A 24,364-nucleotide genomic window follows, 5' to 3' on the forward strand; every position below is an offset into this window, starting at 1 on the left:
ATTCCATGTTTTTACCTCAAGAGATCATTCGCAAAAAGCGCGACGGCGGCGTCCTGAGCGCTGAAGAGATCCAGTTCTTCGTCGGCGGCATCACCTCGAACCGCGTCACCGAAGGCCAGATCGCCGCGCTGGCGATGGCGGTCTACTTCAACGACATGAACATGGACGAACGCGTCGCCTTCACGCTGGCGATGCGCGATTCCGGCGAAGTGCTGGACTGGCGCTCGCTGGACCTGCCAGGCCCGGTGGTCGACAAGCACTCGACCGGCGGCGTCGGCGACGTGGTCTCGCTGCTGCTCGGCCCCATGGTCGCAGCCTGCGGCGGCTTCGTGCCGATGATCTCCGGCCGTGGCCTGGGCCACACCGGCGGTACGCTGGACAAGTTCGACTCCATCCCCGGCTACAGCACCGTGCCGACCAATGAGCTGTTCCGCAAAGTGGTCAAGGAAGTCGGCGTCGCCATCATCGGCCAGACCGCATCGCTGGCGCCTTCGGACAAGATCTTCTACGGCGTGCGTGACGTGACCGCCACCGTGGAATCGGTCGCCATGATCACCGGCTCCATCCTGTCGAAGAAGCTGTCGGCGGGCCTGGACGCGCTGGTCATGGACGTGAAAACGGGCAGCGGCGCCTTCATGCCGACCTACGACAAGTCGGTCGAGCTGGCGGACAGCATCGTCAAGGTCGGCAACGGCGCCGGCATGATGACCTCGGCCATCCTGACCGACATGAACGAATCGCTGGCGCCATACGCCGGCAACGCGCTGGAAGTACGCGGCGCGATGGATTACCTGACCGGAAAATCGCGTCCGGCGCGCCTGCACGAAGTGACGATGGCGCTGTGCGCCGAGATGCTGGTGCTGGGCAAACTGGCCGCCACCGAAGAAGACGCGCGCGCCAAGCTGCAAGCGTCGCTGGACAGCGGCGAAGCCGCCGAGCGCTTCTCGCGCATGGTGGTCGCGCTGGGCGGCCCGGCCGACCTGATGGACAATCCTGACAAGTACCTGGAGCGTTCGCCTATCATCGTGCCGGCGCCTGCGCTGGTTTCCGGCTACGCCGCCACCGCCAACTGCCGCGATATCGGCCTGGCCGTGGTGAGCCTGGGCGGTGGCCGTCGCCGCGCTGCCGATCCGATCGATTTCGCCGTCGGCCTGACCGATCTGGTTGGCCTTGGCGACAAGATCGAAGCCGGCCAGCCGCTGGCGATGGTGCACGCGCGCACGCAGGGAGCCGCCGAGCAGGCGATCCGCGAAATCCAGGCGGCCTACCAGATCGCCGGCGCTGCGCCGGCCGCGAACCCGGTCATCTACCGCACGATCCGTCCATAACGCATAGCATTGTCATTCCCGCGAAGGCGGGAATCCATAGAACGCCTGAACGCGCGCTCGGCATGGATTCCCGCCTTCGCGGGAATGACGGCTCAAAGGGAACTGACATGAACAAACAAGAATTGATCGTCGAAGCCACGGCCGCGCGCCTGAAGGCTTACACGCCGTACTCCAACTTCAAGGTCGGCGCAGCGCTGCTGACCAATGACGGCAAGGTTTTCCACGGCTGTAACGTGGAAAACGCGTCCTACGGCTTGTGCAACTGCGCCGAGCGCACCGCCTTGTTCAGCGCTTTCGCGCACGGCTACAAACCGGGCGATTTCGCGCAGCTGGTTGTCATCGGTGAGACCGATGGTCCTATCGCACCGTGCGGCGCTTGCCGTCAGGTGATCCTGGAGTTGGGCGGTAACGAGCTGCCTGTGCTGCTGACCAACCTCAAAGGCGACATCTATGAAACCACCGCAGCCGAACAACTGCCGAACGCCTTCGGCGGCGCCGACCTGAAGAAGAAATAAGACCTTGGCCTTCAAGAAGACAATCGATGTGCAGGCTGCCGTCGCAATCGCGGCGTCGGAGGCTATTGCCGCCAAAACGCAGGGCACCTTTGGTGTCGGCGGTTTGATGCTCGACCAGCACGGCAACGTGCTGCAGTCGCTGCACAACAACGTCATCAAGCAGGGGCTGATCTTTGACCCGACCGCGCACGGCGAGCGCCAGTTGATTGACTGGTACTACGCCGAACGCGCCAAGGGTCGCGAGCTGCCGGAACCGCAGGACATCACCATCGTCACCTCGCTCGATCCCTGCTGCATGTGCAGCGGCGCGATCCTGGCGGGTGGCTTCAATGTGGTGGTGGCCGCGCCGGACAAAAGCGCGGGCGTCAACTACGACGCCAGCGCCACCTTCAATGCGCTGCCGGAAGCGCTGCGGCCTCAAGCCGAGGCGACGTTCAGCTACCCGGCCATCCTCGGCTCGTCGCTGTACACGCGCGCCAGTTCGGGCGCTGCGCCGAAGTCCTTCTTCATCGGTAAAACCATCTCGGAACCGACGCAGGCCTTGTGCTCATTGGTGTTCGAGGCCACGGCCGGCGAGGTGACGGAGCTGTTCAACACCGATCTGCCGCAACAACAATTGAAATGCCCGATGACGCTGGCACCCGACCACGCGATCGTGCACGCGCTGCGGCAGTTGTATCCGGACGCGCTGGCCTACCGCTGCACGCCGCAGCATCCGGACGCCGGCCTGGCGCCGTTCCTGCTGCAAGCGATGGCGCGCGACCGCGAACACGGCGGGGCAGGGGATGCGGTGGCCTTGCTGGATTCGTTCGGCAATCTGCTGCTATGCATGCCGGGCCGGATGTCGCAGTCGGGCATCCGCAGCGCCTTCATGGAAACCACGCGCGCCTACGCGCAGCTGCGCTACAAGCTGATGGCCGGCGCCACGCCGGCACAGCAGGACGAAGTGCGCCAGTATCTGGGCCATCCCAAGGACGGCACCTTCGTCTTCGCCCAAGGGCCGGACCGCGGCGCCATCAGCTTCATGAACCTGGGCGCCTACGGCTCGACGATGGAAGGGCCGCTGCCGCTGAAAAATCCAACGCAGTTTCAGTACGTACTGCCGGGCATGCCGGAAGCCGAACTGGCAGCGCTATGCGCCGCCATGCCGCCGCTGTATCGCAACATCATCCGCATCCGCCCCACGCAAGTCGCCGATCAGGACCTGATCGCAGCGCTGGCCTGAAGCGCTACGCCGCCTTGGCGTCGGCCTGCATCATGCCGAAGATGTTGCCGTCGAGGTCCTTGGCGTAGGCCAGCCAGCCGATGCCGGGGATGGGCATCTTCGGCACCACCACTTCCGCCTTCAGCGCCGCCACCTGCGCCAGCGTGTCGTCGAGATTTTCGACATCGACCGTGCAGACGAAGGCGTTCACGCTCTGCATCGCCGCGGGCACCGGCCCCTGGCGCGGCAGCAGGCCGCCGTTGATGCCGCGCTGCGCTGGATCGCCTGTGTCGATCAGCCAGTATTCGCCGCCTTCCCACTTGTTGAAACTCCAGCCGAACAGCGTGCCGTAAAAATCGATCAGCACCTGCGGTTGGCTGGCCTGGATTTCAAAATGTACCGGACGTCCCATGGTCTGCTCCTTAATCTGCTGGATCGTAAGTGCCGATGCTCCAGATGTGGCCCTCGGGGTCGCGGCAGGTGAAGCCGCGTCCGCCGTAGTCCTCATCCTTGATTTCGAGCAGGAACTCGCCGCCGGCCTGCTTCACGTTGTCGTACACCTTGTCGGCGTCGTTGACGACCAGGTAGGAACTCTGCGTGTTGAACTGGCCGATCTCGGAAGGCTGCTTCATCAGGCGGCCGAACTCGGTGTCGAACACTGAACCGAGCATGATCATGCCGTTGCCGAAACTGAGTTGCGCGTGGGCGATGCTGCCGTCTTCGTTCGGCACCACCAGCGTCGCTTCAAAGCCGAAAGTGGTGCACAGCCAGTCGATGGCGGCTGGCGCGTCGCGGTAGCGCATGCATGGAATGACGTTGCTGCGGGTTTGCTTGGGTATGCTGGACATTGTTTTCTCCCTGTCGTGGTCTGGAACAGATTCGATCAATATTTACCCCCATCCGTTCGGCGGCCTGATGCGCCGGAACGATGCAAGAAAGTATATATTGATAACGATCAGACGGAGATTACATTTGCTGGAATAAATGGGCATTGCCGCGGCTGACTTCCAGCTGTTCGTCGAAGTTGCGGATCTTCACCATCTGGCGTCCGCGCAAGTCGCGCGTGACTTCTTCGATGGCATCGACCCGCACCAGCGTCGAGCGGTGGATGCGCCAGAATTCGTCCGGGTCCAGTTCGTCGGCCAGCTCCTTCAGCGTTTTGCGTATCAGCACTTCCGCTTGCGCGGTCTGTACCCGCGTGTACTTTTCGTCGGCGCGGAAGAACAGCACTTCTCGCGTGCTGATCATGCGCAGGTTGCTGCCGACCACCGCCTGGATCCAGCGCAGGTAGTCCGGCCTGGCGGCCGGCTTGCTCTGGCTGGACAACAACTGGCTCAGCTGCCGCTCGATGTTGGACGGCTGCTGGCCGATCAGCGATTGCAGGCGCGCGCAGGTGGTCTTCAGGCGCTCCCCTCCGGCCGGCTTCAGCAGATAATCCAGCGCGCCCTGTTCGAAGGCCTCGATCGCGTATTGATCGTAGGCCGTGACGAACACCAGGTGGCAGCGGTTGAACAGCATGCGCGCCGCCTCGATGCCGGACAGGCCGGGCATGCGGATGTCGAGGAACACGATGTCCGGCTGGTACTGGCCGGCCAGCGCCACGGCCTCGATGCCATTGGCCGCCTCGGCGACGATCTCCAGTCCCGGCCACGCTTCCAGCAGGCGCGCGCGCAGCTGGCGGCGCATCGGTTCCTCGTCGTCGGCGATCAGCGCGGTGGCGCGGCGTTGGCCGCCCGGTGTGGCGATATTCATTTGAAACTCCCAGCGAAAATATCCGGCGCATACGGGATGCGGACGGTGGCGCGGGTGCCGCCGGTCAGCGGCGCTTCGATCACCAGTTGCGCGCGGTTGCCGTACAGGATGCGCAAGCGTTCCCGCACATTGGCCAGGCCGATGCCGTCGCCGGCATGGACGTTGAAACCGATGCCGTCGTCCAGCACGTCCACTTGCAGCATGGCGCCGTCGACGCTGGCGCGGATGTCGATGCGGCCGCCTTCGATTTTCGGCTCCAGGCCGTGCTTGATGGCGTTCTCGATCAGGATCTGCAGCATCATCACGGGGAAGGTGGCGCTCAGCATTTCCGGCGGCACGTCGACCGACACCGCCAGCCGCGCGCCCATGCGCGCTTGCATGATGGCCAGGTAGGCGCGCGACATCTCGATCTGCCGGCCCAGCGTGCCGCTGCCTTTGGCCCTCATCTGCGGCAAGGTGGCGCGCAGGTAGTCGATCAGGTTCTGGTGGATGCGCGCGGCCTGCGGCGGATCGGTCTCGATCAGCTGGCCGATCAGCGCGAGCGTGTTGAACAGGAAGTGCGGCTCGACCTGCGCCTGCAAGGCCGCCATGCGCGCCTCGACCAGGCGCCGTTCCATGCCTTCCTCGTCGGCGTGGCTGGTGGCGTCGCGCGCTTCGATCTCGGCCTTGCGCTTGCCGCCGGCCAGCACCTTCAGGCCCAGCGACAGCGCGATGAAGGCGGCGGTCTGCTTGGGCAGGCCGAACGGCGTCAGGCCGAACAGCAGCAACAGCAGCCACACCATCATCAGCTTGCGCCATTCCACCTGCGCCAGCCAGTCGAAGAAACGCCACCACATGCTGGTGGCCGTTTCGCCGATCTCGCGGATGATGTCGAGCAGGCTTTTGGCGTTGTCGTAGCCGGCCTTGGCCAGCCCTCGTTTTTTCATTGCTGATGCTCCTGGCGGCGACGCTGGCGGCGGCCGCCGACCACGCAGGCGCCGACCGCGATCTTCAGCACCAGGAAGAAGGCGAACAGCACCATCGCCAGCGGCAGGATGGTCATGATGAAGGCCAGGATCAGCGCGGCGCCCAGCAGCGCGGGCGGCGACATGCGCTGCACCAGCCGCACGCCGTAGCGCACGGTCTGCGCGAAGGCGCGGAAGATTTCTTCCATCAGATCCATCACGGCCTGGCTGTTCAATTTACTCATTTGGAACTCCATCAAAATCGTTGCGATGGAATCACTGTAGCAAAGCCCTCAAGCGCGCTGTTGCGGATTCCGATCAACTGCGGTTTGAGCGGGATGGCCGGTTATTCCAGAGGATAAGCGGCGGCCAAATCAGTGCTGCTGCGTAATGACCGTTGCACGATCCCAGTCGCTGCGCAGCAGGCCGTAGATCACGCTGTCCGAGATTTCGCCGCTGACGAACCAGCGCTCGCGCAGCAAGCCTTCGCGCTGGAAGTGCAGGCCTTCCAGGATGCGGCCGGAGGCAATGTTGTCGGGATGGATATCGGCTTCGATGCGGTGCAGTTCCAGCGGGCCGAAGCCATAGGCTATCAGTGCGGCCAGCGCTTCCTGCATGTAGCGCTTGCCCCAGTGCGGCTGCGCCAGCATGTAGCCGATGTCGCAGCGATGGTTGCGGCGGTCGAACTCATACAGTGTGACGGTGCCGATCAGTTCGCCATCCGGCAGCACCACCGCCAGGCGCAGTGAGCTGCCGTCCTGGTAGCCCTTGAGGGTTTGCTCGATGTTGTCGACGGCCTGGGCGGGGTGCAGCCACGGGCCGCTGCTCCAGTAGCGCAGCGCGACGGGATCGGAGAACAGGCGGAACAGCGCATCGGCATCGCCGTGGTCGACGAAGCGCAGGGTCAGGCGGGCGGTCTGTAGCTGGACGGGTTCGAAGCTGGGCATGCTGGTTCTTAAGTTGATAGACGGTCTGCCAGCTTAGCGGACTTTCAAGGAGGCGTGTTTTTTTAATATTCTTATCGGCTGGAGTGATGCTGCGCCGCCGCAAAATAAACTTAAAATGGTTTCACTCATTAATGAACCATGATATCCTTGAAGTAATTTAAATTGCTATCAAGGAATTGTTCATGGTCGCTGTCACGAAAACCGCTGTTTCTGCTGTCGTTCTTGCAATGGCTACCCTGGGTAGCGCGCAGGCTGCCGTGCTGGATCTGGGGCTGCATGGCGCCAATGTATTCTCCTTCACCGATTTCAAGGCGCCTAGCTCCGACGTCGAAGGCTCCATCATGGCCGGCCGCGATGTCCAGCTGGCCAATTACTCGGTCAACGCCAACAATGTCGACGCTTACGGCAGCTATTCGCTGATCGCCGGCCGCAACCTGAAATTCACCAGCGGCTCGATCAAGAACGGCGACACCTTTGTCGGCGGCCAAGCCAGCCTGACCCAGAGCGTCGATGTGTACTCGAAAATCAAGACCGGCACCGCGCCCGTCAACATGACTGCGCTGGCCGGCCAGCTGACGGCCACTTCGACCTCGCTGTCCAAGCTCTCCACCACCGGCACCGCCACCGAGCAGTGGGGCGGCCTGAACATCGCCGGCAGCAAGAAGGGTGTGGAAGTGATCGATATCGACGCCAAGACGCTGTCGAAAGTCACCTACTTCAACTTCAGCAACCTGAGCGCCGGCTCCACGCTGATCCTGAACGTCAGCGGCGACAAGGGCAGCTTCAACGGCGGCTACCAGGGCTTCGAGAACTACAACGTGCTGTTCAACTTCTACGAGGCGACCGACCTGGGCATCCATACCGGCCTGACCGGCAGCATCCTGGCGCCACTGGCCAGTATCAACGGCGGCAGCGGCGTGATCAACGGCAATGTGATCGTCGATTCGTGGAGCTCGTCGGTGCAGATCAATGCCAACCACTTCTTCAAGTCGGTCGACGTCCGGGGCTACGTCAGCGCGGTGCCGGAACCGGAAACCTACGCCATGCTGCTGGCGGGCCTGGGCCTGGTGGGCTTTACGGCGCGCCGTCGCAAGCAGACTGCGGCACGCTGATCGCCGACAGCACCATATCGACGATGACCTTCTCGGCATCGTCGAAGTCTTTCCTGGTGAGCTGCTTGCGGTTCAACACCAGCGCCATCTGCGCCGAAAAGTCCGCATAGGACTGCGTCATCGCCCAGATGGCGAACAGCAGGTGCGTCGCATTGATCGGCGCAATCTTCCCCTCGCTGATCCACTTCTCGAACACCTCGATATCCTTGCGCACCAGCGGCACCACGCGGTTCTGGATCTGCGCGCCGTACATCTGCGCGCCGCTGATCACTTCCATCGCATACACGCGCGACGCCCACGGCTGCTCGCGCGAGAACTTCAGCTTGGCCTGCACGTAGGTACGCAGCACGTCGCGCGGGTCCTGGTCGCCGGCGGCCAGGTTTTCCATCCGCTCCAGCCACTCGTCCAATACCTCGTCCAGCACGCGCTGGTACAGCGCCTGCTTGGTGGGGAAGTAGTACATCAGGTTTTGCTTCGACAGGCCGGCGTTCTCCGCCACGGTGGCGATCGAGGTGCCTTCGTAGCCGCATTCGGCGAACACCCGCACCGCCTCGGCGGCGATGTCGGCTTCCAGTTTGTCGCGATTGAGAACGCGCCGCTTGATCTTCGGCGCTGGCTCGGCATTCAGTTTTGCTGTCGGCATGTGAGTCTCAGGAAGGTCAGGAGTTGAGGGTGGTCGGTGTAGGCTACGTTGAAGCGGAACCAGATCGATTCCGGCGCGCGCAACATGAAGAAATCGCACGGCGACAGCAGGATGCCGGATTTGAGCGCCAGGTCGGCGATGATCTTGCCGTTCCAGTCGGCGCTGGGCGCTTCGCTCCAGCCGGCGCTGACGAACATGCCGCCGCGCGGCCTGGCCAGCGGCTCCATGCCGACGCCGCGCAGGCTGTCGATGGCGCGTTCGCGGCCCGCTTCCAGCTGGGTGGCCAGCTTGTCCACCATGCGCTTGTAGGGCCGCGCGGTGATGGCGTGGTAGACGGCGCGCTCGTTGATTTCGGAGGTGGTCAGGCCGGCCAGCATCTTCACCCGCAGCAGCTCGGGGATCAGCGAAGCCGAGGCGCAGATCGAGCCCACGCGCAGCACCGGCGACAAGGTCTTGGAGAAGCTGCCGACGCGGATCACGCGCCGCAGGCCGTCCATCGCCGCCAGCGAGGCTTCGCCGCGCGGCGCCAGTTCGCGGTAGATGTCGTCCTCCACCAGCCAGAAATCGAACTGCTCGGCCAGGCCCAGCAGACGGTGCGCCTGCGCCACGCTGAGCGAGGTGCCCAGCGGATTTTGCAGCACCGTGTTGACGAACATGAGCTTGGGCTGGGTTTGCGCGGCCTGCTTCGCCAGCGTGTCGAAATCGAGGCCATGCTCGCCGCGCGGAATGCCGACCGGCACGCAGCCGTGGTGGCGTATCAGCGACAGCAGGTTGCTGTAGCCGGGATCTTCGACGAACACGGTGTCGCCCGGTTTGGTCAGCGTGCGCAGGATCAGGTCGAAGGCGTGGGTGGCGCCGTGGGTCAGCAGCACCTGCTCGGGTTCGACCGGGAACAGCTCGTCGCTCAAGGTGGACGCCAGCTGCTGGCGCAGCGACGGGAAACCCAGCGGATGACCATAGCCGCGCAGCCGGTTGGCGGGTATGCGCATCGCGTGGCGCACGGCATCGAGGATGGTGTCCTCGCCATACCACTCGGGCGGCAGCCAGCCGGCGCCCACGGCCAGCGCGTCCGAGGTGCCGGAATACAGGTCGGGGGTGAGGGCGTCGATGGCGGTCGGCGTGGCTTGCAAGGTGGAAGGCAGCAAGGTCGCGGGAACGTCCTGGCGCGCCACGAAATAGCCGGAGCCGCGGCGCGATGACAACAGCCCCAGTGTCACCAGACGGTCATAGGATTCGACAACTGTAAAGGTACTGATGCCATTACACTTCGCAAATTGCCGCACCGAAGGCATTTTCGTTCCGATGCGCAACTCCCTGCGGCCCACCATCGCGCTGATGGCCGAGACGATCTGGTCGACCAGGCTGCCCTTCTTGCTGCGCTCTATGGCGAGCACGGGCCAGCCCACCGCTCCGGGCGGGCAGTCGGCTTGATCGATCGCAGGATTCGCTAGCTCCATCCTTGACTCCACTTAAAGCGTAAAGCAAAACTGTAGTGTTTTTGTTGCCAGTACGGTTGGGCAGTTTTGATATTTGTGTATCTGTGCCATAGTTGTTGCGCTGTCTATTATTGCATCATCATTTTGCCAACTGGTAAATTTTTTTACGGTTCGTCAAAAAAATCCACACGATTGTAAGCAAACTGCGAGCAGACTGTTATTCCAGGAGATGAGCATGAACGAATCCAGACCTGAATCGATGGCGTCCTTCTGGATGCCCTTCACGAACAACCGCGATTTCAAAGCCCATCCGCGCCTGCTGGTGTCGGCGGAAGGCATGTACTACAAGGACGTCGACGGCAACAGCATCCTGGACGGCACCGCCGGCCTGTGGTGCGTGCCGTGCGGCCACGCACAGCCGAAGATCGTCGCCGCCGTGCGCGAGATGGTGGGCCAGCTCGATTTCGCGCCGACCTTCCAGATGGGCCACCCGGCCGCATTCGACCTGGCTGAAAAGCTGATGGAGTACACCAACCACAAATTCGGCCACGTGTTCTACACCAACTCCGGTTCGGAAGCGGTGGACACCGCGCTGAAGATCGCGCTGGCGTATCACAAGGCGCGCGGTGAAGCGAGCCGCACCCGCCTGATCGGCCGCGAACGCGGCTACCACGGCGTCGGCTTCGGCGGCATCTCGGTGGGCGGCATCGCCGGCAACCGCAAGCCGTATGGCGTGATGCTGCCCGGCGTCGATCACCTGCCGCACACGCATAACCTGGAGAAGAACGCCTACACCCGCGGCGAACCGGAATACGGCACCGAGCTGGCCGACGAACTGGAACGCATCGTCGCGCTGCATGACGCATCGACCATCGCCGCCGTGATCGTCGAGCCGGTGGCCGGTTCCACCGGCGTGCTGATACCGCCGAAGGGGTATCTGAAGCGCCTGCGCGAGCTGTGCACCAAGCACGGCATCCTGCTGATCTTCGATGAAGTCATCACGGGCTTCGGCCGGCTGACGACGCCTTTCGCGGCCGACTACTTCGACGTCGAGCCGGACATGATGACCACCGCCAAAGGCCTGACCAACGGCGTGATTCCGATGGGCGCGGTGTTCAGCAAAAAATTCATCCACGACACCTTCATGGAAGCGCCGGCCGGCATTGAGCTGTTCCACGGCTACACCTACTCGGGCCATCCGGTCGCCTGCGCCGCCTCGCTGGCGACGCTGGAAGTGTTCAAGGAACAGAAGATCCTCGAACACGCCGCCGGCATGGCCGAATACTGGGCCGACGCGGTGCACTCGCTCAAAGGGCTGCCGCACGTGATCGACATCCGCACCATCGGTCTGATCGCCGGCATCGAGCTGGCGCCTATCGCCGGCAAGCCGGGCGCGCGCGCCTTCGCCGCCTTCAAGCAGGCCTTTGCCGACGGCGTCTTGATACGCACCACCGGCGACATCATCGCCCTGTCGCCACCGTTAGTCCTGGAGAAGAAGCACATCGATGAATTGTTTGGAAAACTGACGACTGTACTTAAAAACCTAGCCTGACCGCCGTCGTCCTCGCGCAAGCGGGGACCCATGCTGAGCATATTCAGCATGGACTCCCGCTTTCGCGGGAGCGACGGTGGTGGCGGATAACGAGGAGAACACCATGCTGGTAGGCGTCCCAAAAGAGATCAAAAACCAGGAGTCCCGCGTTGGCCTTACCCCGGCCAGCGTGAAGGAACTCGTATTGCGTGGCCATCAAGTACTTGTGCAGAAAAATGCCGGCGTCGCCATCGGTCTGACCGATGCGATGTATGAAGGCGCCGGCGCCACCATCATCGAAGCGGCGGCCGAAATCTTCGCTCGCGCCGAGATGATCGTCAAAGTAAAGGAACCGCAGCCGGAAGAATGCGCGATGCTGCGCAAGGGGCAGATCCTGTACACCTATCTGCACCTGGCGCCGGACCCGGAGCAAACCAAGGCGCTGGTGGAATCGGGCGCGGTCTGCATCGCCTACGAAACCATCACCGGCGCCAACGGCGGCTTGCCGCTGCTGGCGCCGATGAGCGAAGTGGCGGGGCGCATGTCGATACAGGCCGGCGCCGCGCATCTGGAGAAATCCAAGGGAGGCATGGGCCTGTTGCTGGGCGGCGTGCCGGGCGTGGCGCCGGGCCACATCGCCATCATCGGCGCCGGCGTGGTCGGCACCAATGCCTTGCAGATGGCGGTCGGCATCGGCGCGCGTGTGACGATTTTGGACAAGAACATCGACCGCCTGCGCCAGCTGGACCTGATCTACGGCAACCGCATCTCGACCATGTATTCGAACGCGCACTCGATCGAGGAAGCGGTGCTCGATGCGGACCTGGTGATCGGCGGCGTGCTGGTGCCCGGTGCGGCCGCGCCCAAGCTGGTGACCAAGGACATGATCGCGCGCATGAAGCCGGGCGCGGTGGTGGTGGACGTCGCCATCGACCAGGGCGGCTGCTTCGAAACCTCGCACGCCACCACGCACGAAAAGCCGACCTACGTGGTCGACGGCGTGATCCACTACTGCGTGGCCAACATGCCGGGCGCGGTCGCCCGCACGTCGACCTTCGCACTGAATAACGCAACCATCGGCCACGCGGTAGCGCTGGCCGACAAGGGCTGGCAGAAAGCGCTGAAAGCCAATCCGCATTTGAAAAACGGTTTGAATGTCTGTCTCGGCCACGTCACCTACGAAGCGGTGGCGCACGGCCTTGGCTATACCTATGTAGACCCGGACAGCCTGCTGGGCTGATGCCGAAATTTGAAAGAAGATCATGAGCAACTTGGACACCATCACCCATTACATCAACGGCGTAAAAGTCGATACGCAAAGCGGCCGCTATGCGGACGTATTCAATCCCGCGCTGGGCGAACCGGTGGCCAGGGTCGCCCTGGGTACGACGGAAGAAGTCGATGCCGCCGTGCGCGCAGCGGAAAAAGCTTTCCCGGCATGGTCCGCCACGCCGCCGCTGACGCGCGCCCGTGTTCTGTTCAAATACCTGCAACTGTGTCAGCAGCACACCGACGAATTCGCGGCGATGCTGACGCGTGAACACGGCAAAACCTTCGCCGATGCGCAAGGCGAAGTGGCGCGCGGTATCGAGATGGTGGAATTCGCGGTCGGCATTCCGCAACTGTTGAAAGGCGAATTCACCGACCAGATCTCGCGCGGCATCGACGCCTGGTCGATGCGCCAGGCGCTGGGTGTGGTGGCCGGCATCACGCCGTTTAACTTCCCGGTGATGGTGCCGATGTGGATGTTCCCGGTTGCCATCGCATGCGGGAACACCTTTATTCTCAAGCCTTCCGAGCGCGATCCGTCGCCGTCGCTGTTGCATGCGCGGCTGCTGAAGGAAGCCGGTTTGCCGGACGGCGTGTTCAATGTCATCCAAGGCGACAAGGTGACCGTCGATGCCTTGCTCGATCATCCGGTGGTGCAGGCGGTGAGCTTCGTCGGCTCGACGCCGATCGCCGAATACATCTACTCGCGCGGCTGTGCTGCGGGCAAGCGCGTGCAGGCTTTGGGCGGCGCCAAGAACCACATGGTCGTCATGCCGGATGCGGACATGGAGATGACGGTCGATGCGCTGATGGGCGCGGCCTACGGTTCGGCCGGTGAGCGCTGCATGGCGATCTCCGTGGTGGTGGCGGTTGGCGATGCGGGCGACAAGATCGTCGATGCACTGGCAAAGCGCACCGCTGCACTGAAAGTGCGCGACGGTATGGCGTCGGATGCCGAGATGGGGCCTGTGGTTTCCAGCGCGGCCAAGCAGCGCATAGAGCGCTTGATCGGCGAGGGCGTGGAGCAGGGCGCGAAACTGGTGGTCGATGGACGCAACCACGTTGTGGCGGGTCGTGAGAACGGCTTCTTCATCGGCGGTACCTTGTTCGATCACGTCACGCCGGATATGACGATTTACAAGGAAGAGATTTTCGGTCCTGTGCTGTGCATGCTGCGTTCTCCGGACGTGGGCAGCGCGGTGGAGCTGATTAACCGTAACGAGTACGGCAACGGTGTGGCGATCTACACGCGCGATGGCGGCGTGGCGCGCGAGTTCGTGCGCCAGATCCAGGTCGGCATGGTGGGTGTGAACGTGCCGCTGCCGGTGCCGATGGCCTTCAACAGTTTCGGCGGATGGAAGCGCAGCCTGTTCGGCGACCATCACGCTTACGGTCCCGAAGGCGTGCGTTTCTATACGCGCCACAAGGCAGTGATGCAGCGCTGGCCGAACACCGCAAGCGCTGGCGCAGAATTTGCATTCCCTCAGATGAAGTAAATAACAAAATCTCAGCCAGGAAATCGTATGATGATCGAATCTCTCAAATACATGCCCCAGCCGAAGGAAGCCAATGCCACACTGGCGGAACACTTCACTGACCTGGCACCCGCGCTGAACGCGCGCCAGGCCGCGATCGAAAGTTCGCGCTGCCTGTATTGCTACGACGCGCCGTGCACGCGCATCTGCCCGTCCGAAATCGACGTCGCCAGTTTCATCCGCAATATCCACGACGAAAACATCAACGGCGCGGCGGTCGGCATCCTCAAGCAGAACATCCTGGGCGGCAGCTGTTCGCGCGTCTGTCCGACCGAGATCCTGTGCGAAGACGCCTGCGTGCGCAATCACGATGCCGAAGGCCAGCCTGTAAAAATCGGGCTGCTGCAGCGCTACGCGATCGACAACATGACGCTCACCGAGCATCCATTCGCGCGCGCCGCATCGACCGGCAAGAAGATCGCCGTGGTCGGCGCAGGTCCAGCGGGCCTGTCGTGCGCGCACCGCCTGGCGATGCTGGGCAACGACGTGGTGATCTACGAGGCGAAAGAAAAATCCGGCGGCCTGAATGAATACGGCATCGCCAAGTACAAGCTGACCGATAACTTCGCGCAGAAGGAAGTCGACTTCCTGCTGCAAATCGGCGGCATCGAAATCAAGCATGGCCAGACACTGGGCGGCAACGTGCAGCTGAAAGACCTGCACGCGCAATACAGCGCCGTGTTCCTCGGCCTGGGCCTGGGCGCCAGCAAGCAGCTGGGCCTGACCGGCGAGGACGCGCCCGGCCTGCTGGCCGCCGTCGACTACATCGCCGCGCTGCGCCAGGCCGATGACCTGAGCAAGCTGCCGCTGCCCGCGCGCGCCATCGTCATCGGCGCCGGCAACACCGCGATCGATATGGCGGTGCAGATCCAGCGCCTCGGCGCGGAAGAGGTCACGCTGGTGTACCGCCGCGGCTTCGACGCGATGAGCGCCACCGAACACGAACAACACATTGCGAAAGAAAACCAGGTCCGCATGCGCACCTGGGCCCAGCCGCAGCAAGTGCTGCTGGACGAAGCGGGCCGCGTGCGCGGCATGCGCTTCGAGAAAACCGCAATCACCAACGGCCGTCTGGCTGGCACCGGTGAGACTTTCGAGATCGCGGCCGACGCGATCTTCAAAGCCATCGGCCAGAGCATGGACGAAAAGAGCATCAGTGATCCACTGGCGAAAACGCTGAAACGCGACGGTGACAAAATCCACGTCGATGATCAGTTCCGCACAGTCCTGCCGCGTATCTACGCCGGCGGCGACTGTGTGGCGCCCGGACAGGACCTGACCGTGCAGGCGGTACAGCACGGAAAACTGGCGGCACACGCCATTCATCAAGACATTAACGGTATGAAGGAGGCTGCATAATGGCTGACCTGAGCATAGAATTCTGCGGCATCAAGTCCATCAATCCGTTCTGGCTGGCCTCCGCGCCGCCGACCGACAAGGCCTACAACGTGGTGCGCGCATTCGAGGCGGGTTGGGGCGGCGTGGTGTGGAAAACGCTGGGCGAAGATCCGGCCGCAGTCAACGTGTCGTCGCGCTACTCGGCGCACTACGGCAAGAACCGCGAAGTCCTCGGCTTCAACAACATCGAGCTGATTACCGACCGTTCGCTGGAAATCAACCTGCAAGAGATCACACAGGTGAAGAAGGACTGGCCGGACCGCGTCATCATCGTGTCGCTGATGCTGCCGTGCGAAGAGAAGCTGTGGGCCGATATCCTGCCACTGGTGGAATCCACCGGCGCAGACGGCATCGAGCTTAACTTCGGCTGCCCGCACGGCATGCCGGAGCGCGGCATGGGCGCCGCTGTCGGCCAGGTTCCCGAATACGTGGAGATGGTCACGCGCTGGTGCAAGACGCACTCCAAGCTGCCGGTCATCGTCAAGCTGACGCCCAACATCACCGACGTGCGCGCTCCGGCGCGCGCCGCCAAGGCCGGCGGCGCCGATGCGGTCTCGCTGATCAACACCATCAACTCGATCACCCACCTGGACCTGGACCAGATGGTGGCCTTCCCGATCGTCGGCGGCGCCAGCACGCACGGCGGCTACTGCGGTTCGGCCGTCAAGCCGATCGCGCTGAACATGGTGGCCGAGATCGCGCGCGATCCGCAGACCAAAGGCTTGCCGATCTCCGGCATCGGCGGCATCGGCAACTGGCGCGATGCGGCGGAGTTCATGGCGCTGGGGGCGGGCTGCGTGCAGGTCTGCACCGCCGCCATGCTGCACGGCTTCCGCATCGTCGAAGAGATGAAGGACGGCCTGTCGCGCTGGATGGACGAGAAGGGCTACAAGAGCATCAGCGAATTCGTCGGCAAGGCCGTGCCGAATACGACGGACTGGAAATACCTGGACATGAACTACCAGGTGATCGCGCAGATCAACCAGGACGACTGCATCAAATGCGGCCGCTGTTACGTGGCGTGCGAAGACACGTCGCACCAGTCGATCGCGCAGCTGATCGACGCGGCCAGCGGCGTGCGCACGTATGAGGTCATCAAGGAAGAATGCGTGGGCTGCAACCTGTGTGAAATCACCTGCCCGGTGCAGGGCTGCATCACGATGGTGCCGCAGAATACAGGCAAGCCATACATGAACTGGACGCAGGACCCGCGCAACCCGCGCGCGGAGAACATCAAGGTGACGGAAACAGCGTAGCAACCCCACCCCGATGGGGTCTGACCCATTGGGTCGGACCCCTGGCGCCGCAGTGCGGGTTAGGTATGGAACTTGCAGCGACAAAAGGACACATCAACCTTTGGAGAAAGCCCCGTGAGCAAAGAACTCTCTGGCAGCACGCAACTCTGGAACGAAGACCTGGCCCCGACAACGGAGGCGCAACGCACCTGGCGCTGGTATCACTTCGCCGCACTGTGGGTCGGCATGGTGATGTGCATACCGGCCTACACGCTGTCCGCCAGTTTGATTGAAGGCGGCATGTCCGGCTACCAGGCCGTGCTGACGGTGTTCCTCGCGAACGCTATCGTTCTGCTGCCGATGCTGTTGATTGGCCACGCCGGCACCAAGTACGGCATTCCGTATGCGGTGCTGGCCCGCTCGTCGTTCGGCACCGCCGGCGCGCGCTTGCCGGCGCTGATGCGCGCCATCGTCGCTTGCGGCTGGTACGGCATCCAGACCTGGTTCGGCGGCCAGATGATCTACACGCTGCTCGGCGTGATGCTGGGCGGCGATATCGGCGGCGACAAGATCGCGGGCCTCGGCATCAACGGCGGACAGCTGCTGTGCTTCCTGGCTTTCTGGGGCATCCAGTTCTGGTACATCGTGCACGGCATGGACGCGATCCGCAAACTGGAAACCTATACCGCACCGCTGAAGATCCTGATCTGCTTCGTGCTGCTTGGCTGGGTCTACAACAAGGCCGGCGGCTTCGGTGACCTGTTGTCGGCGCCTTCGCAATTTGTCGCGGGCGGCAAGAAGGCCGGCCAGTTCTGGTCCGTGTTCTGGCCTTCGCTGACGGCGATGGTCGGCTTCTGGGCCACGCTGGCGTTGAACATTCCCGACTTCACCCGCTTCGCCAAATCGCAGCGCGACCAGGTGCTGGGCCAGTCGGTCGGCCTGCCTGTGCCTATGGGCTTGCTGGCGATGATGGCGGTGATCGTCACCTCGGCCACCGTGGTCTTGTACGGCAAGGCGATCTGGGATCCGGTCGATTTGGCCAGCCGCATGACCGGCGCCGCCGTGCTGATCGCGCTGTTGATACTGTTGATCGATACCGTGTCCGTCAACCTGGCGGCCAACCTGGTCGGCCCGGCCTACGATTTTTCGTCGCTGGCGCCGAAGCAGATCTCGTACAAGGTCGGTGGCTACATCACGGCCGGTATCGCGATCTTGATGATGCCATGGAAGATACTCGAATCCACGCAAGGCTATATCTTCACCTGGTTGATCGGCTACTCGGCGCTGCTGGGGCCTATCGCCGGCATCCTGATCGTCGACTACTACATGGTGCGCAAGACCGAATTGAATGTCGGCGAACTGTATCGCGAAGACGGCCAGTACTCATATGGCAACGGCTGGAACATGGCCGCGCTGGTGGCGTTTGTGATCGGCGTACTGCCGAATATCCCAGGCTTCCTCAATGCCGCTTTCCCGGCGTCCTTCCCCGATGTGGCGCCCGTCTTTAAAACGATTTATACCTACGCCTGGTTTGTGGGAATCGCTATTTCCGCGCTGGTGTATGGGGTTATGATGAAGGGCAAAGCGGTGCCCGCGATCCGGGCAGCTCACCCCTAAAGAGATTCAGGAGATGTCCATGACAACTATCATCCGTGGCGGCACTGTCGTCAATGCCGACCGGGCTTTTCGTGCCGATGTGCTCTGCTATGGCGACAAGATCGTCGCCGTCGGCGATAACCTCGATGCGCCGGCATCGGCCAAGGTGATCGACGCCAGCGGCCAGTACGTCATGCCGGGCGGGATAGATACCCACACCCATATGAACCTGCCCTTCATGGGCACTGTCACGCAGGACGATTTCTACACCGGCACGGCGGCCGGCCTGGCCGGCGGCACCACCACCATCATGGACTTTGTGATCCCGGCGCCGAAGCAGAACCTGATCGAGGCTTATCACCAATGGCGCGGCTGGGCGCAGAAGGCCGCCGGCGACTACACCTTCCACGTGGCGATCACCTGGTGGGACGAGACGGTGCACCGCGACATGGGCATCCTGGTGCGCGATCATGGCGTCAACAGCTTCAAGCATTTCATGGCGTACAAGAACGCCATCATGGCCGACGACGAGACCTTGGTGAAAAGCTTCCGCCGTTCGCTGGAGCTGGGTGCGATTCCGACCGTGCACGCCGAGAACGGCGAGCTGGTTTATCAGTTGCAGCAGGATCTGTTAAAGAAGGGCATGACCGGACCGAGCGCGCATCCGCTGTCGCGTCCACCGGCGGTGGAGGCGGAAGCGGCCAACCGCGCCATCGCGATCGCCAATGTGCTCAACACGCCGGTGTACATCGTGCACGTTTCCTGCGCCGAATCGCTGGACGCCATCACGCGTGCCCGTGCCAACGGCCAGCGCGTGTACGGCGAGGCGCTGGCCGGCCACCTGGTCATCGACGACAGCGTGTACCAGAGCGAGGACCTGGACTTCGCGGCAGGCCATGTGATGAGCCCTCCGTTCCGCAGCAAGCATCACCAGGCCGCGTTGTGGCATGGTCTGCAGGGCGGCAACCTGCACACCACCGCGACCGACCACTGCACCTTCTGCGCCGAGCAGAAGGCCGCCGGCAAGGACGACTTCACCAAGATCCCGAACGGCTGCGGCGGCGTGGAAGACCGCATGTCCGTGGTGTGGGATGCGGGCGTCAACAGCGGTTTGCTGACGCCGTCGGAGTTCGTTAAGGTGACATCGACCAACGCTGCGCAAATTTTCAACATGTATCCGCGCAAGGGCGTGATCGCCGTCGGCGCCGACGCCGACATCGTGGTCTGGGACCCGGAAGGCAGCCGCACCATTTCGTCGCTGACGCAGTTCGCCAAGGGCGGGTTCAATGTATTCGAAGGCCGCACCGTGCGCGGCATCCCGAGCACTACGCTGGCCGCAGGTAACGTCGTGTTCCATCGCGGCGTGCTGATGGCGGTGGAGGGGGCGGGCCGCCATATCGACCGTCCGTCGTTCAAGCCGACGTCGGCGCGTTGAAATTACCTCGTCATTCCCGCGAAAGCGGGAATCCATAGGTCAGCGGCGTGCCCGCTCAGCATGGATTCCCGCCTGCGCGGGAATGACGGATCTACTGGAGATTGATGATGAACGAAATGCGCATCAATGGCGACCGCCTGTGGGCGGCGCTGATGGAACTGGCCCAAATCGGCGCCACCGCCAAGGGCGGCGTCAAGCGCCTGGCCTTGACGGACCTGGACAAGCAGGGCCGCGACCTGGTGGTAGGTTGGGGCAAGCAGGCCGGCATGTCGGTCACGGTCGACCAGATCGGCAATGTCTTCATGCGCCGCGACGGCACCAACAACGCGCTGCCGCCTGTGATGACCGGCAGCCATATCGACACCCAACCTACCGGCGGCAAATTCGACGGCAACTACGGCGTGCTGGCGGGCCTGGAAGTGGTGCGCACGCTGAACGACTTGAAGATCAAGACCGAAGCGCCGATCGAAGTCGCCTTCTGGACCAATGAGGAAGGCTCGCGCTTCGTGCCTGTGATGATGGGGTCCGGCGTGTTCTGCGGCGCCTTCAGCCTGGAGACTGCCTACGCCGCCAAGGACACCGAAGGCAAGACGGTCGGCGAGGAACTGGCGCGCATCGGCTACAAGGGCGATCAGGTGCCGGGTGACCATCCGATCGGCGCCTACTTCGAAACCCATATCGAACAAGGCCCGGTGCTGGAAGACGCCGACAAGGTGATCGGCGTGGTGCCGGCGGTGATGGGCCTGTCCTGGTACGACTGCGTGGTGACCGGCATGGAAGCCCACGCCGGCCCAACGCCTATGGGCCTGCGCAAGGACGCGTTGCAGGTGTCGACCAGGATCATGCAGGAAGTGGTCGCCATCGCCAACCGCTATCCACCATATGGACGCGGCACGGTGGGCATGGTGCAGGTGTTCCCGAACAGCCGCAACGTGATACCCGGTGAGGTCAAGTTCAGCATCGACCTGCGCAACGTGAACGATGAACTGCTCAACACCATGCATGAGGAGATGTTGGCGTTTATCGACAAGACCCGCACCGAGACCGGCTTGAAGATTTCGATCGAGCGCGTGTCCTACTACCCGCCATGCCCTTTCCATCCGGAGTGCGTGGATGCGGTGCGCAACGCCACCGCCAAGCTGGGATATTCGACGATGGACGTGGTCTCCGGCGCCGGCCACGATGCGATCTACGCCGCGCGGCTGGCGCCGGCCGGCATGATCTTCGTCCCTTGCAAGGATGGCATCAGCCACAATGAAATCGAGGACGCCAAGTCTGAACACCTGGAAGCAGGCTGCAACGTTCTGTTGCATGCGATGCTGGAGCGCGCCCGTATCGTTTGACCGCCGCCCGGCCGGAGGGCATACTGACCCGTAGTGGCCTACTCGGACCACAAGAACGGATCAGGGCTCTCCCGGCTTTCAACATGCAAGAACCACCCCAATCCCACGCGACGGCGCTGGAAACAGCCTGCCTGACGGCCACGCTGGAAAGCATCTCCGATGCGGTCCTGATGCTGGACCGCAGTTGGAATATCCGTTACATGAACGGCAATGCGGAGCGGCTGCTGCAAGTGCAACGCCTGGAAGTGATGGGCAAGAACGTATGGTCGGTGTTCCCCGAGGCGGTCGACGGCCCGTACTACCGCGCCTACCACCAAGCGATGGAGACCAACAGCCTGGTGGCGTTCGAGGAGCATTACGCGCCGCTCAATCTGTGGACCGAGATCCGCGCCTATCCGTCGCAAGAGGGCGTGACGATCTACTTCCGCGACATCAGCGAGCGCAAGGCCATCGAGGCGCAGATCCACAGCATGGCCTTTTACGACAAGCTCACCGGCCTTCCCAACCGCCAACTGCTGCTGGATCGAGCCGGCCATGCGCTGTCGCTGGGCCATCTGGGCGCCATGCTGTTCATCGACCTGGATAACTTCAAGACCATCAACGATACGCGCGGCCACGACAAGGGCGACATGTTGTTGCAGCTGGTCGCAGCCCGCCTGAGCGCCGCAGTGCGCGAATGCGATACGGTGGCCCGTTTCGGCGGTGACGAGTTTATCGTGCTGCTGGAGGATTTGGGCACCACCGAGAACGACGTCGCCAGGGCGGCGCAGGACATGGCGCTCAAGATCGTCCATGCCTTCGCCGAGCCGTTCGATATCGAGGGAATAGAGCAATACAGCACGCCCAGCATCGGCATCACGGTGTTCAGCGGCGCCTGCAGTGGCGTGGACGATGTGCTGAAACGCGCCGACCTGGCCATGTACCAGTCCAAGGCGGCGGGACGCAACACCGTCTCGTTCTTCGATCCGGCGATGCAGGCGCGCGTCAGCTCACGGGCCGCTCTGGAAGCCGACATGCGGCGTGCACTGGGCAATGATGAATTCGTGCTGTACTACCAGCCGCTGATGGGCATGGAAGGAACCATGGCCGGCGCCGAGGCGCTGGTGCGCTGGAAGCATCCGCAGCGTGGCCTGGTGCCGCCGGCCGAATTCATCCCGGTTGCTGAGGAGTCGAACCTGATCCTGCCGCTGGGGCGCTGGGTGATGCGCGAAGCATGCAGCCGGCTGGCGCAATGGGCCGTCGATGCGCGCACGGCCGGGATGGAAATCGCGGTCAACGTCAGCGCTTCGCAATTCCACCGGCCGGACTTCGTCGAACATGTGCTGGAGGTGCTGGCGCAGACTGGCGCCCGCGCCGACAGGCTGCGGCTGGAACTGACGGAAAGCCTGCTGTTAAAGGATGTCGAGGGAACGGTAGGGAAGATGCAGCAGCTGCGCGCCGCCGGCGTCAGCTTCGCGCTGGACGATTTCGGCACCGGCTATTCGTCGCTGTCCTATCTGCACCGGCTGCCGTTGGACCAGTTGAAGATCGACCGCTCCTTCATCTGGAGCGCGGTCAAGGAAGATAGCGGCGCCGCGATCGTCCGCATCATCGTCTCGCTGGGCAAGGCGCTGAACATGTCTGTACTGGCCGAGGGTGTGGAGACGCAGGAGCAGCTCAACTTTGTCATCGCCGAAGGCTGTCAGTATTATCAAGGTTATTTATTCAGCAAGCCGCTGCCCGGGCCGGAGCTGTTGACACTCATCGCAGGCCTATAGATTGATGCATTCGGATCCACAGCAAGCCTACCTCGATGGAAATCACCGCATGGCCGCCGGCGATTTTGCCGCAGCGGAGGACTGCTTTTTGCAGGCCCTGATGCTGGAGCCCATGCACGGCGCCGCGCGCGCCAATCTCGGTTATCTGAAGGAGCAGCAGGGCGCGCTCGCGGAGGCGGAATTCCACTATCTCCAGGCGATCGCGCTGATGCCCGATCATGCACAGCTTTACCAGAATCTGGGTGTGGTGCTGCTGAAGGCGAAGCGCTTCGAAGAATCGGAAGCTGCGGCACGCATCGCGCTGGATCTGGCGCCGGAATCCCCATCCGCGTGGAGTCAGCTGGGCGTGTTGCTGGCCTGCGTAAAGCGCGAGCAGGAGGCCGAACTATGCTACCGCCGCGCGCTGGCGTTGGACCCGGAGCATGCGCGGACGCGCTTCAATTTGGCCTACGTGCTGCTGCGGCAAGGGCGCTTTGAGGAAGGCCTGCCTTTGCTGGAGGCGCGCTGGCAGTTCGATTCGTTGGCGCATACCTTCGCCTGCCCCCGCTGGGACGGTGAGCCTTTGCATGGCAAATCGGTGATGATCGTGCTGGAGGCGGGGCAGGGCGACATGATCCACTTCTGCCGCTACGCCGCGCAGCTGAAGGCGCGGGGAGCGTCGCGTGTCGCCGTGATCTGCCATGTGCCGTTGAAGCGCCTGTTCGCCACGCTGGAGGGCGTCGACCGTCTGTACGCCTTGGGCGACCCGATCCCGGATGAGCACTGGGACTACTGGACGCATCCGATGCGCCTGGCCGCCACGCTTGGCGTCAGCCTGTCCGCCATGCAGGCCGCGACTCCCTACCTGGCAGCGGAGCCGGAACTGGTGCGGCTTTGGGCCGGCCGCCTGCCGCGGCAAGGCTTGCGGGTTGGACTGGCTTGGAAGGGCAACCCGGATTTCGAGAACGATGCCGATCGTTCGCTGCCATCGTTGGCGACGTTGGCGCCACTGGCGTCACTGGCCGCCGCCGGATCCGTACATTTCATCAGCCTGCAAAAAGGCCAGGGCGAGGACGAGGCACTGAATCCGCCCGCCGGCATGCCGTTGTACGCAGCCGGCCCGCAACTGCACGACTTTGCCGACACCGCAGCGGTCATCGCCAACCTCGATCTGGTGATCAGCGTGGATACGGCGGTAGCTCATCTGGCGGGCGCCCTGGGCAAGCTGTGCTGGGTGCTGCTGCCGGATTATCGCTGCGACTGGCGCTGGCTGGCCGGACGTAGCGATACGCCGTGGTATCCGGCCATGCGCCTGTTCCGCCAATCCGCAGCCGGCGACTGGGTGCCGGTGATCGACGCCGTCAGGCGTGAACTGGCCCTGTTGCGCGGCGATTAACTGTGGCGG

The 24,364-nt window shown here is 63.2% G+C and carries 22 protein-coding genes; 14 read left to right on the top strand and 8 right to left on the bottom strand.

Annotated elements, in window-relative coordinates; translation table 11 throughout:
• The first annotated feature begins 5 nt into the window (after positions 1-5).
• The 3 genes from deoA to V6M89_RS01010 all read left to right on the top strand — a co-directional run bounded on the left by deoA (position 6) and on the right by V6M89_RS01010 (position 3,068).
• The gene (gene deoA, locus V6M89_RS01000; RefSeq protein ID WP_332851406.1) at positions 6-1,328 is read left to right on the top strand and encodes a thymidine phosphorylase; all 1,323 of its coding nucleotides are present in this window, start codon (positions 6-8) and stop codon (positions 1,326-1,328) included.
• A 107-nt stretch (positions 1,329-1,435) separates the two neighbouring features.
• The gene (locus tag V6M89_RS01005) at positions 1,436-1,843 is read left to right on the top strand and encodes a cytidine deaminase (protein ID WP_116992527.1); all 408 of its coding nucleotides are present in this window, start codon (positions 1,436-1,438) and stop codon (positions 1,841-1,843) included.
• 4 nt (positions 1,844-1,847) lie between these two features.
• Positions 1,848-3,068: a nucleoside deaminase gene (locus tag V6M89_RS01010; RefSeq protein WP_332851407.1), complete on the top strand. Its 1,221-nt coding sequence runs from the start codon at positions 1,848-1,850 to the stop codon at positions 3,066-3,068.
• Between the two features lie 4 nt (positions 3,069-3,072).
• Here V6M89_RS01010 and V6M89_RS01015 read toward each other — a convergent pair whose 3' ends face one another.
• From V6M89_RS01015 to V6M89_RS01040, 6 genes are all read right to left on the bottom strand, one after another.
• Positions 3,073-3,459 (bottom strand): VOC family protein, encoded by a 387-nt coding sequence (locus V6M89_RS01015; protein WP_332851408.1) that lies wholly within the window; start codon positions 3,457-3,459, stop codon positions 3,073-3,075.
• A gap of 10 nt (positions 3,460-3,469) precedes the next feature.
• The gene (locus V6M89_RS01020) at positions 3,470-3,895 is read right to left on the bottom strand and encodes a VOC family protein (RefSeq protein WP_332851409.1); all 426 of its coding nucleotides are present in this window, start codon (positions 3,893-3,895) and stop codon (positions 3,470-3,472) included.
• A 118-nt stretch (positions 3,896-4,013) separates the two neighbouring features.
• Positions 4,014-4,799, bottom strand: a complete 786-nt coding sequence (locus V6M89_RS01025; protein WP_332851410.1) for a LytR/AlgR family response regulator transcription factor — start codon at positions 4,797-4,799, stop codon at positions 4,014-4,016.
• Complete coding sequence (locus V6M89_RS01030; RefSeq protein WP_332851411.1) at positions 4,796-5,725, bottom strand: sensor histidine kinase; 930 nt, start codon at positions 5,723-5,725, stop codon at positions 4,796-4,798. The genes V6M89_RS01025 and V6M89_RS01030 overlap by 4 nt, the downstream gene beginning before the upstream one ends.
• Complete coding sequence (locus V6M89_RS01035; protein WP_332851412.1) at positions 5,722-5,988, bottom strand: hypothetical protein; 267 nt, start codon at positions 5,986-5,988, stop codon at positions 5,722-5,724. Before V6M89_RS01035 ends, V6M89_RS01030 begins: the two co-directional genes overlap by 4 nt.
• A 129-nt stretch (positions 5,989-6,117) precedes the next feature.
• The gene (locus tag V6M89_RS01040; protein WP_332851413.1) at positions 6,118-6,690 is read right to left on the bottom strand and encodes a GNAT family N-acetyltransferase; all 573 of its coding nucleotides are present in this window, start codon (positions 6,688-6,690) and stop codon (positions 6,118-6,120) included.
• A gap of 227 nt (positions 6,691-6,917) precedes the next feature.
• Between V6M89_RS01040 and V6M89_RS01045 the strand changes: the two genes are divergently transcribed.
• On the top strand, positions 6,918-7,802 hold the full coding sequence (locus V6M89_RS01045) for a choice-of-anchor A family protein (RefSeq protein ID WP_332851414.1): 885 nt from the start codon (positions 6,918-6,920) through the stop codon (positions 7,800-7,802).
• Here V6M89_RS01045 and V6M89_RS01050 read toward each other — a convergent pair.
• Positions 7,765-8,445, bottom strand: coding sequence for a TetR/AcrR family transcriptional regulator (locus V6M89_RS01050; protein ID WP_332851415.1), 681 nt, complete (start codon positions 8,443-8,445; stop codon positions 7,765-7,767). The two genes, V6M89_RS01045 and V6M89_RS01050, sit on opposite strands and share 38 nt — an antisense overlap.
• Positions 8,427-9,902 (bottom strand): aminotransferase-like domain-containing protein, encoded by a 1,476-nt coding sequence (locus V6M89_RS01055; protein ID WP_332851416.1) that lies wholly within the window; start codon positions 9,900-9,902, stop codon positions 8,427-8,429. The genes V6M89_RS01050 and V6M89_RS01055 overlap by 19 nt, the downstream gene beginning before the upstream one ends.
• A gap of 214 nt (positions 9,903-10,116) precedes the next feature.
• Here V6M89_RS01055 and V6M89_RS01060 point away from each other — a divergent pair, with 214 nt between their 5' ends.
• The 10 genes from V6M89_RS01060 to V6M89_RS01105 all read left to right on the top strand — a co-directional run bounded on the left by V6M89_RS01060 (position 10,117) and on the right by V6M89_RS01105 (position 24,355).
• Complete coding sequence (locus tag V6M89_RS01060; protein ID WP_332851417.1) at positions 10,117-11,433, top strand: aspartate aminotransferase family protein; 1,317 nt, start codon at positions 10,117-10,119, stop codon at positions 11,431-11,433.
• A gap of 103 nt (positions 11,434-11,536) precedes the next feature.
• Positions 11,537-12,652 (top strand): alanine dehydrogenase, encoded by a 1,116-nt coding sequence (gene ald / locus V6M89_RS01065; RefSeq protein ID WP_332851418.1) that lies wholly within the window; start codon positions 11,537-11,539, stop codon positions 12,650-12,652.
• A gap of 22 nt (positions 12,653-12,674) precedes the next feature.
• Entirely contained in the window at positions 12,675-14,177 is a 1,503-nt protein-coding gene (locus V6M89_RS01070) for a CoA-acylating methylmalonate-semialdehyde dehydrogenase (RefSeq protein ID WP_332851419.1), read from the top strand.
• 27 nt (positions 14,178-14,204) lie between these two features.
• Complete coding sequence (locus tag V6M89_RS01075) at positions 14,205-15,575, top strand: NAD(P)-dependent oxidoreductase (protein WP_332851420.1); 1,371 nt, start codon at positions 14,205-14,207, stop codon at positions 15,573-15,575.
• Positions 15,575-16,870: an NAD-dependent dihydropyrimidine dehydrogenase subunit PreA gene (preA, locus tag V6M89_RS01080; protein WP_332851421.1), complete on the top strand. Its 1,296-nt coding sequence runs from the start codon at positions 15,575-15,577 to the stop codon at positions 16,868-16,870. The genes V6M89_RS01075 and preA overlap by 1 nt, the downstream gene beginning before the upstream one ends.
• Before the next feature lie 114 nt (positions 16,871-16,984).
• On the top strand, positions 16,985-18,466 hold the full coding sequence (locus V6M89_RS01085; protein WP_332851422.1) for an NCS1 family nucleobase:cation symporter-1: 1,482 nt from the start codon (positions 16,985-16,987) through the stop codon (positions 18,464-18,466).
• Between the two features lie 19 nt (positions 18,467-18,485).
• Complete coding sequence (hydA, locus tag V6M89_RS01090) at positions 18,486-19,880, top strand: dihydropyrimidinase (protein ID WP_116993309.1); 1,395 nt, start codon at positions 18,486-18,488, stop codon at positions 19,878-19,880.
• A 107-nt stretch (positions 19,881-19,987) separates the two neighbouring features.
• Complete coding sequence (locus V6M89_RS01095) at positions 19,988-21,223, top strand: Zn-dependent hydrolase (RefSeq protein WP_332851560.1); 1,236 nt, start codon at positions 19,988-19,990, stop codon at positions 21,221-21,223.
• Between the two features lie 83 nt (positions 21,224-21,306).
• On the top strand, positions 21,307-22,980 hold the full coding sequence (locus V6M89_RS01100) for a putative bifunctional diguanylate cyclase/phosphodiesterase (RefSeq protein ID WP_332851423.1): 1,674 nt from the start codon (positions 21,307-21,309) through the stop codon (positions 22,978-22,980).
• Between the two features lie 4 nt (positions 22,981-22,984).
• On the top strand, positions 22,985-24,355 hold the full coding sequence (locus tag V6M89_RS01105) for a tetratricopeptide repeat protein (RefSeq protein ID WP_332851424.1): 1,371 nt from the start codon (positions 22,985-22,987) through the stop codon (positions 24,353-24,355).
• The last annotated feature ends 9 nt before the right edge of the window (positions 24,356-24,364 follow it).

The sequence above is a fragment of the Duganella sp. S19_KUP01_CR8 genome, assembly GCF_036688705.1.
In the GTDB taxonomy this organism is placed as follows: Bacteria; Pseudomonadota; Gammaproteobacteria; order Burkholderiales; family Burkholderiaceae_D; genus Rugamonas.

Excerpts from the sequence above, each read along its gene's own strand:
- V6M89_RS01020 (WP_332851409.1), bottom strand. The coding sequence starts at position 3,895 with ATGTCCAGCATACCCAAGCAAACCCGCAGCAACGTCATTCCATGCATG.
- deoA (WP_332851406.1), top strand. The coding sequence starts at position 6 with ATGTTTTTACCTCAAGAGATCATTCGCAAAAAGCGCGACGGCGGCGTC.
- V6M89_RS01105 (WP_332851424.1), top strand. The coding sequence starts at position 22,985 with ATGCATTCGGATCCACAGCAAGCCTACCTCGATGGAAATCACCGCATG.
- V6M89_RS01005 (WP_116992527.1), top strand. The coding sequence starts at position 1,436 with ATGAACAAACAAGAATTGATCGTCGAAGCCACGGCCGCGCGCCTGAAG.
- V6M89_RS01070 (WP_332851419.1), top strand. The coding sequence starts at position 12,675 with ATGAGCAACTTGGACACCATCACCCATTACATCAACGGCGTAAAAGTC.
- V6M89_RS01035 (WP_332851412.1), bottom strand. The coding sequence starts at position 5,988 with ATGAGTAAATTGAACAGCCAGGCCGTGATGGATCTGATGGAAGAAATC.
- V6M89_RS01060 (WP_332851417.1), top strand. The coding sequence starts at position 10,117 with ATGAACGAATCCAGACCTGAATCGATGGCGTCCTTCTGGATGCCCTTC.
- V6M89_RS01045 (WP_332851414.1), top strand. The coding sequence starts at position 6,918 with ATGGCTACCCTGGGTAGCGCGCAGGCTGCCGTGCTGGATCTGGGGCTG.
- V6M89_RS01075 (WP_332851420.1), top strand. The coding sequence starts at position 14,205 with ATGATGATCGAATCTCTCAAATACATGCCCCAGCCGAAGGAAGCCAAT.
- V6M89_RS01015 (WP_332851408.1), bottom strand. The coding sequence starts at position 3,459 with ATGGGACGTCCGGTACATTTTGAAATCCAGGCCAGCCAACCGCAGGTG.
- ald (WP_332851418.1), top strand. The coding sequence starts at position 11,537 with ATGCTGGTAGGCGTCCCAAAAGAGATCAAAAACCAGGAGTCCCGCGTT.
- V6M89_RS01100 (WP_332851423.1), top strand. The coding sequence starts at position 21,307 with ATGCAAGAACCACCCCAATCCCACGCGACGGCGCTGGAAACAGCCTGC.
- V6M89_RS01095 (WP_332851560.1), top strand. The coding sequence starts at position 19,988 with ATGAACGAAATGCGCATCAATGGCGACCGCCTGTGGGCGGCGCTGATG.
- V6M89_RS01055 (WP_332851416.1), bottom strand. The coding sequence starts at position 9,902 with ATGGAGCTAGCGAATCCTGCGATCGATCAAGCCGACTGCCCGCCCGGA.
- V6M89_RS01030 (WP_332851411.1), bottom strand. The coding sequence starts at position 5,725 with ATGAAAAAACGAGGGCTGGCCAAGGCCGGCTACGACAACGCCAAAAGC.
- preA (WP_332851421.1), top strand. The coding sequence starts at position 15,575 with ATGGCTGACCTGAGCATAGAATTCTGCGGCATCAAGTCCATCAATCCG.
- hydA (WP_116993309.1), top strand. The coding sequence starts at position 18,486 with ATGACAACTATCATCCGTGGCGGCACTGTCGTCAATGCCGACCGGGCT.
- V6M89_RS01040 (WP_332851413.1), bottom strand. The coding sequence starts at position 6,690 with ATGCCCAGCTTCGAACCCGTCCAGCTACAGACCGCCCGCCTGACCCTG.
- V6M89_RS01025 (WP_332851410.1), bottom strand. The coding sequence starts at position 4,799 with ATGAATATCGCCACACCGGGCGGCCAACGCCGCGCCACCGCGCTGATC.
- V6M89_RS01050 (WP_332851415.1), bottom strand. The coding sequence starts at position 8,445 with ATGCCGACAGCAAAACTGAATGCCGAGCCAGCGCCGAAGATCAAGCGG.